This is a genomic window from Streptomyces albidochromogenes, assembly GCF_005981925.1.
Lineage (GTDB): Bacteria > Actinomycetota > Actinomycetes > Streptomycetales > Streptomycetaceae > Streptomyces > Streptomyces albidochromogenes.
In genome coordinates, this window is record NZ_VBVX01000298.1 from 1 (window position 1) to 7,645 (window position 7,645).

The following is a 7,645-nucleotide window of genomic DNA, read 5'->3' on the forward strand; positions in this document are numbered from 1 at the left end:
GAGGGGCGGGGCGGGCGGCCCTCCGACCACCCGGAAGTCCGCCCCCATGCCGGTCCGTCGGCCGAAGTCCGCCACTCGGGCCGCCAGTTCGTCCGCGACCACCACTCCCCCGGTGTCGTAGTCCGCCTGCCGGCGCAGGTCGGACAGGATCTCGCGGGACTCCGCGGCCGCCCGCCGCGCCGAGCGGGCGACCATGCCCGCCTGGTGCTTGACCGTCAGCGGGTCCATCCGGTCGGCGGACTGGGCCAGCCCTTCGGCGGCCATCGCGACGCCGTGCAGGGTCTTGGCGACCGAGTCGTGCATCTCCCGGGCCAGGCGGGCCCGCTCGCCCTCCACCGCGTCGGTGACCGCGAGCCGGGCGTTCGCCTCGGAAAGGGCCTGCGTCGCCGCCCCGAACCGGAACATCAGATTGCGCAGCGTCACGCCGATGATTCCCGCCGCCACGCAGAAGCCGCTTATCAGCAGCGTGCTGGCGGGGCTCGCCATCCGTTCCGACCAGGCGGTGTACGCCGCCGCCAGGAGCAGGATCTGGATCGCGGTGAAGATGCCCGCGCCCCGCCAGCCGTACAGCAGGCCCGCGAGGAGCGGTGTGCACACCGTGGCGTACCCGAGGGCCGAGTCGGGCGAGGCGGTCAGCAGCAGGACCGAGCCGAAGAGCACGTCCACGCCCATCAGCGTGCGGTACTTGATGAGCAGCGGCCCGAAGACCTCCCAGTCCCGCAGCATGGCGTACGAGCCGACGAAGCTGAACACCACGGCCCCGCCGACCAGCCAGCCGCCGAACTGCCCGCCCGCCCTCGCGAGCGCGAAGGGCGCGCCGAGCGCGATCATGGCGAGGCGGAAGCCGAAGACCTGGCGGCACAGCGCCTGGAGGGCGTTGATCTGGATGGGGATGCTCGGCGCGGGTACGTCGTCGGCGAGCGCGGAGGCGGGGGCCGCCTCCGGGACGTTCACGCCGCCGTGCAGTGCCGTCGTACCGCCGCCGGACGGCGTGCGGATCCCACGCCGGAGCCCGGGCCCGAGCCGGATCGTGGGGAGCGACACCATGGCCGTCAGCCGCCGAAGACCGAGCCGAAGTCGGTCTCCGACCCCAGGAACATGTTGGTGACGATGAGGAGCAGCGTCGCCGGGACCATGAAGGCGAGCGTGACGACCGTCGTCTTGGGGATCGCCTTCGCCGCGCGGCGGCGCGAGTTCTGCGCGTCGGTGCGGCGCATGTCGTTGGCGATCTGGATCAGGGTGTCGGCGATCGGCGCGCCGAGTTCCTCGCCCTGCTGGAGCGCCGTCACGAACTGCGAGACCTGTTCGGACTCGTTGCGTCTGCGCAGTTCGTCGAAGGCCTGGCGGCGGCTGACGCCCATGTCCATCTGGCGCAGGGTGATGCGTACCTCGTCGGCCCAGGGGCCTTCGTACTTCTCCGAGACGCGGTCCAGCGCCTGCCGGAAGCCGAGGCCGGCGCTGACGACGACGGCGAGTACGTCGAGGAAGTCGGGCAGGGTCCGCTCGATGACGTCCTTGCGTTCGCGGATGGCCTGCCAGATGGTGACGTCGGCCGCGAACCACCCGTAGGCGATGCAGAAGACGCCGAACAGCGGGAGGTCCTTGAGCAGCAGGACGAGCGCGGAGAAGCCGCCGAACAGGCCGTACACCGCGCGGCGGGCGGCGTACCGGTCGACGGTGAGGCCGCCGGGGTTGCCGGCCATGTCGATCTTGCGGCGCTTCTTGTCGACCCGCCGGCCGCCCATGAGGCGCAGTACGGTCGGGGCGAAGCGCATGCCGAGGCGGTCGACCGCCGACTCGGTGCCCGAGACGCGCGAGGCGCCGATCTCCAGGGCCACGGCCAGGTCGCCGGGGATCTTGGCTTCGGCGCGGTACATCCTGATGCCCTGGAACGCGCCCGCGACGCTCAGTCCGACCACCAGCGCGAGAAGCAGTGCCATGCTGGATATCTCCTGTTTCAGCTCGTACGGGCGGGGCGGCGGGCGGTCAGACGTCGATCTTGCCGAGGCGGCGCATCACTATGAAGCCGAGCGCGTAGAGCCCTATGGCCACGATCACGATGATCTGGCCGACGGGGCTGCCGGTCATGCGGGCCATGGAGCCGGGCGTCACGGAGTTGAGCATGATCATCGCGCCGAGGCCGAGGAGCGGGATCGTGTACGCGGTGGCGTTGACCTCGGCGAGCATCGTGCGGACCTCGCGCCGCGTCTCCTTGCGCTCCTCCAGCGTCTCGGTGAGGTTGCGGAGCGAACCGACGACCGTGCCGCCGGCCCGGTTGGACAGCACCAGGGTGGTGACCAGGACGACGAGCTCGCGCGACGGCAGGCGCTCGGCCAGTTCCCCGAGGGCGTCGTCGATGGACCGGCCGACCGCCAGTTGGTTGGCCACAGTGGAAAGTTCCTCGCCCGCCGGGGCCTCCAGCTCCTCGGCCGCCATGCTCAGCGCCGTCCGCAGGGCCAGACCGGCGGCGGTGGCGTTGGCGAGTATCCGGGACAGGTCGGGGAGCTGGTTGATGAACGCCTCGATCCGCTTCTGCCGCTGCCAGTTGAGGAACGCGCTGGCGCTCCAAAGGGCGACCAGACCGGCGACGGGGCCGAAGAAGGGCGCCAGTACCGACGAGGCGATCAGCCAGAGCGCCGCCACGCCGACGACCACGTAGACGAAGAACTCGCCCGCCGTCAGGTCCAGTCCGGTGGCCGACAGGCGTACGTGGATCCTCTTGCCCAGAGTGGTCTTCCGCAGCCGCCGGTCGACGCCCGTGAAGCGCCGCTGCCGGCCCACCGGGTGCGGGCCGGTGATGGCCAGGCGGTCGACGAGGGCGGCGCGCTGGGCCTTGCCCGAGACGTACGTGTGCAGCCCGGCGATGCCGAGAGCGCCGCAGAGCAGCGTGCTGCCGATCGCCAGCATTGCGGGATTGTTCATCGCGTACCTACTGGGCCTCTCGTACGTAGAGCGGATTGAGCGGATCGAGCGGGTCGTCGAGGTCCGCCACGCCGAACGCGGGCGGGATCGGCTCGTTCGCCAGGTGGAGCCGGTCCGCGATGCGGCGCGGCAGCGCGAGGTGTTCGAACCGGCCGTGGACGACGCGGTCCGCGCTCATCGGCTGGGCGAGGAAGCGCGAGACGGTGGCGATCTGGAACCGCTCGCGGCCGTGGGACACCAGGATCGCGACCTCGCTGATCTTGCGGGAGCCGTCGGCCATGCGGGCGAGCTGCACGATCACGTCGATGGCGCTGTTGATCTGGTCCCGCAGCGCCTCGAAGGGGATCTCGACCTCCGACATCGAGCCGAGGGTCTGCAGACGCATCAGCGCGTCCTCGGCGCTGTTGGCGTGGACGGTGGCGAGCGATCCGTCGTGGCCGGTCGACATCGCCTGCAGCATGTCGAGCGTCTCCCCGCCGCGCACCTCACCGACGATGATGCGGTCGGGGCGCATGCGCAGGGAGTTGCGTACGAGATCGCGGATCGTGATCTGCCCCTTGCCCTCGACGTTGGGCGGCCGGGTCTCCAGGCGGATGACGTGCGCCTGCTGGAGCTGGAGCTCGGCCGCGTCCTCGATGGTGATGATGCGCTCGTGGTCGGGGATGAGACCGGAGAGGGCGTTGAGGAGCGTGGTCTTCCCGGAGCCCGTACCGCCGGACACGATGACATTGAACCGGGCCCGCACGAGGGCCGACAGCAGCATCAGCATCTGTTCGTCGAGCGTGCCGAGGCCGATCAGCTCCTGGAGGCGGTACGCACGGGGGAAGCGGCGGATCGTGAGCGTGGGGCCGGTGAGGGACAGCGGCGGGATGATGACGTTGACGCGCTCCCCGGACGGCAGGCGGGCGTCGACCATCGGATTCGACTCGTCGACGCGGCGGTTGACGGTCGAGACGATGCGCTCGATGGTCTGCATCAGCTGCTCGTTGGACGCGAAGCGCATGGGGAGCTGCTCGACCCGGCCGGCCCGCTCGACGAAGATCGAGTCGGGTCCGTTCACCATGATCTCGGTGATGGACGCGTCTTCGAGGAGCGGTTCGAGTACGCCGAGCCCGAGCGCTTCGTCGACGACCCGGCGGATGAGCTGGGAGCGCTCGGCGGTGGAGAGGACGGGCCCCTCGCGGCTGATGATGTGAGCGAGGACGCGCTCCAGCCGGGCCCGCCGCTCGCCGGCCGCGAGCGAGGACATCTCCGCGAGGTCGATCTCCTCGAGCAGCTTGGTGCGGTACGTCGCGACCAGGTGGCCGTCCTCCCGCCCTCCCGCGTGCTCGTCGGGGGCGGTGATGCGTGCCCGCAGACTCATGTGCGTCACTCCTCGGTGGTGCGGATCGCTCGTGCGGTGCGTGCGTGGGGCCCTTCGTACGGCTTTTCGTGGGGCCGTTCGCGGGGCCTTCGCAGGGCCTGTCGCAGGGGTGCGTCCTATCGGTCCTCCTGATCGGCCGGCATCGTCACCGATCGCTCGACCTCGCCGAAGTCGTCCATGCCGGGGACGACCGAGGGGATGGACACCACGGCCGTCGCGGTGACGATGGCCTCGCCGCCCACATCGATGTCCGTACGTGCGGCCATCCAGTCGCTCATCGCGGCCATTCCTGTGGCCGATCCCTGCCCCCGGAGCTCCTCCTGCGCCTCCGTACGAGCCGCCGCCCGCGCCGCCGTGCCCGCCTGGGAGGCGGCGTAACCGACGATGCCGAGCTGGATACCCGCCATGGCGACGATCAGCAGGATGGGCAGGAATCCGGCGAACTCCAGGATGGCGGCGCCCCGGTCGCGGTCGCGACCGGTCCTCGCGCGTCCCATACGGCGACGTAAGAACCTCATGGACCGTCTCCCTCCACGGCAGCACCCGCGTTACCGTCCACGTCCCACGGGAAGTTGCCGGCCCCGGGGAAGAGGATCGGAGTGCTGAGTTCGACGCGTGCCTTCCACAGGTTGCCCTCCGGGTTGCACTCGATTCCGGCTCCGTCCTGCCACGACGACGGCAGGTGCTTCTCGGCGGCGGCCTCGCAGGCCGCCTGTTCGCTCTCCCCCCTCGTGGCCGCCGCCGTGGCCGCCCGCGCGCCCTCGTCCGCCGCGTTGCCCGCCAGCGAGAACGTGTAGCCGAACAGGACCGCCTGCCACATCGCGACCATCACGAAGATGATCAAAGGCGCCATGCCCGCCAGTTCGACGGTGACGGCCCCGCGGTCGCGGTCCTTGCCGCGCCCCCGGAACCCGATCGCCCCCCGGTCGCTGCGCAGCAGCTTCCCGCCCTTGGCACCCGCGCCCGCCGCAGGCTTCACCAGCCCCAGTTCGCCGGCGAGGGACCACAGGGCCTGCCTGACCGCGCCGCGGCTGTCGAGGTCCTGCATGCGGCCCGCGTCGGTCGCCGCCTGGAGTTCCTTGAAATTGGCGGGGATCGCGGCACGTGCGACTTTCGTGCCCGTGATCCGCTCGACCAGCGGCGGCTGGATCTCCGTGTTGCGGTTGTGGCGGTTGACGACGGTGGTCGTCTCCTCCGCCTTGCGGATCTGGAGGCGGTCCCACATCCGGACCATGCGCTTGGCGGCCCGTACCGCCACCACGTCCGGCGTGACCACGAGCAGCGCCTGGTCGGCCATCTCGACGGCGGCCGCGTTGGCGCTGTTCATCTGCGTGCCGCAGTCCACCACGACGACCTCGTAGCGGTTGCGCAGGGCGCTCACCACCTGCCGCGCCACCCGGTCGGTGACCTCCTCGCCCCGTTCGCCCTCGGCCGGTGCGAGCACCAGGCTGATGCCCGTGGGGTGGGAGAAGACGGCGTCCTGGAGTACGCGCGGCGAGATGTCGGCGATGCCGGCCAGGTCGACGATCGAGCGGCGGAACTGCACGTCCAGGTACGACGCCACGTCCCCCGACTGGAGGTCCAGGTCGACGAGGGCGACCGTGCGCCCCGACGCCTTCGCCGCGAGTGCGAGCTGCACGGCGACGACCGTGGCCCCGGTGCCGCCCTTGGCGCCCGTCACCGTCACCACCGTGCCGCCGGGCCCCGCGAAGACGTCCGGCCCGGTGCCCAGGTGGCGTCGTACGCCGGTGGACCAGGAGGCGGCGCCCTGCACACGGGCGGCCAGTTCCTCGTAACCGAGCGGCAGTCCGACCAGTCCGCGCGCGCCGCTGTCCATGGCGGCCGTGAACAGCGCGGGCCCGGTGTCGCCGGTGACGAGGACGACGCCGACCGCCGGGAAGCGGAGCGCGACCTCGCGGATCAGTTCCAGGGCGGGCACGGGCCCGATGCGCTCGTGGACTAGCACGACCTCGGGCAGCTCATCGAGCGATTCGCCCGCGAGCCGCGCCAGGGTGTCGAGGAGCGACGTCGAGTCGATGACGGGTGCTGCGGGTTCCGCGTCGGGGAGCTGGCTGAGGAGGGTGGTGATGGCGCGGGCGGCATCAGGGTCGCCGACCGCCGGGAGGATACGAGTCGTCATACGCCGGTCCTCACTTGTCCCCGTCGAGGGTGTACTCACGGTCGCGCGGCGAGATGGTCGTGTCGCTGCCGTCGGCCACGAGAGCCAGGCGCACATGCTCGGCGAAGGACTCCGCGTACGCCACGCGCTGGGCATCGAGCGTGTTCAGAGCGAAAGTGATCGGTACGGCGTCCTTCGCACGGCGGCTGCGGTCGTTGTTGCCCGGCTCCAGGGCCGTGATCTTGCCTACGTCGAGCACGCGGGCGCCGGAGACGATGACCTGGGACTTGTCCGGCTGTCCTTCGTCCTCGCCCTCGAACGTGGCGAAGATGTTCACGCGCGAACCCGGGTTGATCTTGCCCGCGACGCCGGTGGCGGCGTCGATCATGATGGCGATCTCCTGCTCACCCGAGCCGAGTTCGGGCTTCTTCACGATCATGTCGCTCTGGAGGAGGGAGCCCTTCTGGAGCTGGGTCACCGCGATCTTGCCGCGCACCTCCGCGATGTCGGTCACGGCGTTGGCGGAAAGCCATCGCTCCGGCATCGAGATTCTCTCGAACTGGCCGGAGTCGAGCTGTTTGTACGGCGCCACGTCGTTCTTGAGCCGGTATGCCGAGACCTCCGGTCCCACCTTGGAGTTCACATCGCTGATCACCGAAAGCACGCCGGCGAACGCCCCGAAGGCGCAGAGGACCGACAGGAGCAGCAGAATGACGCCGCGGCGCTGACGAGAGTTCATGGAGTAGGGCTACCTCGATCAGGAACGTCGGATCAGGATCAGATCAGGATCAACGGACATGCGTGGAACATCGGAACAGTTGTGCTGCCTGGGGAATATCGTGCCCCGCGCGACGCTACGGCGACCCCTGGTTCAGGACACCGGCCGCTCGGGACTGGTTCTCGGGCGGGGTGAGGGGGGCCGAGCAGAATCCGCAGCGGTCGCCGATGAGTTCGACGCCGCACCAGTGGCACTTCTCGCGCCGCACGGAGGCGACCAGTTGGTAGAGCACGGAGATGTCCGGCAGATAGGCGGCGAACTCGATCATCTTCGCCGTACCCCACCAGCGCGGGGAGTCGGCGGGCAGCGCGGTCTCGTGCACTCCGGAGACCTGCCAGGCGGGGGCGAGGGTTCCGGTGACCCAGTCGGAGGCGAGGGTGCCTCTGCCGACCAGGAGCTGGGTGGCGAACCCGGGTCCGGCGAGGCCGGCACGGGCGCTGGGATCGGGGACGGAGAGGGCGGT

The 7,645-nt window shown here is 70.5% G+C and carries 7 protein-coding genes and 1 pseudogene; all 8 read right to left on the minus strand.

Annotated elements, in window-relative coordinates; genetic code table 11:
- On the minus strand, positions 1-1,047 hold a 1,047-nt coding region (locus tag E2E34_RS27875), incomplete at its 3' end, for a DUF8745 domain-containing protein (RefSeq protein WP_138904660.1).
- A gap of 5 nt (positions 1,048-1,052) precedes the next feature.
- Positions 1,053-1,940, minus strand: coding sequence for a DUF5936 domain-containing protein (locus E2E34_RS27880; protein WP_138904661.1), 888 nt, complete (start codon positions 1,938-1,940; stop codon positions 1,053-1,055).
- Between the two features lie 46 nt (positions 1,941-1,986).
- Complete coding sequence (locus E2E34_RS27885) at positions 1,987-2,922, minus strand: type II secretion system F family protein (RefSeq protein ID WP_138904662.1); 936 nt, start codon at positions 2,920-2,922, stop codon at positions 1,987-1,989.
- Between the two features lie 7 nt (positions 2,923-2,929).
- The gene (locus E2E34_RS27890; protein ID WP_138904663.1) at positions 2,930-4,285 is read right to left on the minus strand and encodes a TadA family conjugal transfer-associated ATPase; all 1,356 of its coding nucleotides are present in this window, start codon (positions 4,283-4,285) and stop codon (positions 2,930-2,932) included.
- Between the two features lie 116 nt (positions 4,286-4,401).
- Positions 4,402-4,782, minus strand: a complete 381-nt coding sequence (locus E2E34_RS27895) for a TadE family protein (protein ID WP_244316176.1) — start codon at positions 4,780-4,782, stop codon at positions 4,402-4,404.
- Between the two features lie 17 nt (positions 4,783-4,799).
- Positions 4,800-6,425, minus strand: a complete 1,626-nt coding sequence (locus E2E34_RS27900; protein ID WP_138904665.1) for a CpaE/TadZ family protein — start codon at positions 6,423-6,425, stop codon at positions 4,800-4,802.
- Positions 6,426-6,435: 10 nt separating this feature from the next.
- The gene (gene cpaB, locus E2E34_RS27905; protein WP_138904666.1) at positions 6,436-7,143 is read right to left on the minus strand and encodes a Flp pilus assembly protein CpaB; all 708 of its coding nucleotides are present in this window, start codon (positions 7,141-7,143) and stop codon (positions 6,436-6,438) included.
- Positions 7,144-7,258: 115 nt separating this feature from the next.
- A pseudogene (locus tag E2E34_RS27910) lies at positions 7,259-7,645 on the minus strand (hypothetical protein); the annotation flags it as partial.

Coding starts and splice junctions, on each gene's coding strand:
- E2E34_RS27880 (WP_138904661.1), bottom strand. CDS start 1,940: ATGGCACTGCTTCTCGCGCTGGTGGTCGGACTGAGCGTCGCGGGCGCG.
- E2E34_RS27885 (WP_138904662.1), bottom strand. CDS start 2,922: ATGAACAATCCCGCAATGCTGGCGATCGGCAGCACGCTGCTCTGCGGC.
- E2E34_RS27890 (WP_138904663.1), bottom strand. CDS start 4,285: ATGAGTCTGCGGGCACGCATCACCGCCCCCGACGAGCACGCGGGAGGG.
- E2E34_RS27895 (WP_244316176.1), bottom strand. CDS start 4,782: ATGGGACGCGCGAGGACCGGTCGCGACCGCGACCGGGGCGCCGCCATC.
- E2E34_RS27900 (WP_138904665.1), bottom strand. CDS start 6,425: ATGACGACTCGTATCCTCCCGGCGGTCGGCGACCCTGATGCCGCCCGC.
- cpaB (WP_138904666.1), bottom strand. CDS start 7,143: ATGAACTCTCGTCAGCGCCGCGGCGTCATTCTGCTGCTCCTGTCGGTC.